This window comes from Streptomyces sp. SID13726 (assembly GCF_010548375.1).
Lineage (GTDB): Bacteria > Actinomycetota > Actinomycetes > Streptomycetales > Streptomycetaceae > Streptomyces.
Map to the genome: position 1 here is coordinate 1 of NZ_JAAGLY010000119.1, position 688 is coordinate 688.

Below are 688 nucleotides of genomic sequence, written 5' to 3' on the forward strand. Positions count from 1 at the left end.
GGCGGCGACGCGACCGTGCGCGTCACGTTCGACGAGTCGACCCACCGCATCGCGCTCACGCCGCTCGGGCTCGCGGGCGGCTACGACGAGGCGCAGGACGCCGACCTCGTGGTGCCCCCCGTGCGCCAGCCCGGGTCCGACGAGCGCTTCTACTTCGTCATGACCGACCGGTTCGCGAACGGCGACCTGTCGAACGACACCGCCGGGCTCGGCGACGACCCGCTCGTGTCCGGGTTCGACCCGACGAACAAGGGCTTCTACCAGGGCGGCGATATCGCGGGCCTGCGGCAGAACCTCGACTACGTCGAGGGCCTGGGCACGACGGCGATCTGGCTCACGCCGTCGTTCAAGAACCAGCCGGTCCAGGGCACGGGCGCCGACGCCTCGGCGGGCTACCACGGCTACTGGATCACCGACTTCACGCAGATCGACCCGCACCTCGGCACCAACGCCGAGCTCGAGGCGCTCATCGACGAGGCGCACGACCGCGGCATCAAGGTCTACTTCGACATCATCACGAACCACACGGCCGACGTGATCGACAACGAGCAGAAGCAGTACTCGTACGTCGACCAGGCCACGACGCCGTACCGCGACGCGGAGGGCACCGCGTTCGACCCGGCGGACCACGCGGGCACCGGCGACTTCCCGGCGCTGGACGCCGCGACGTCGTTCCCGTACACGCCGG

General features: G+C 70.2%; 1 protein-coding gene. It reads left to right on the top strand.

Annotated elements, in window-relative coordinates; all coding sequences use genetic code 11:
• Positions 1–15 precede the first annotated feature (15 nt).
• Positions 16–688 (top strand): alpha-amylase family glycosyl hydrolase (locus G3I78_RS46670; protein WP_343244019.1); only part of this gene is annotated, 673 nt, incomplete at its 3' end.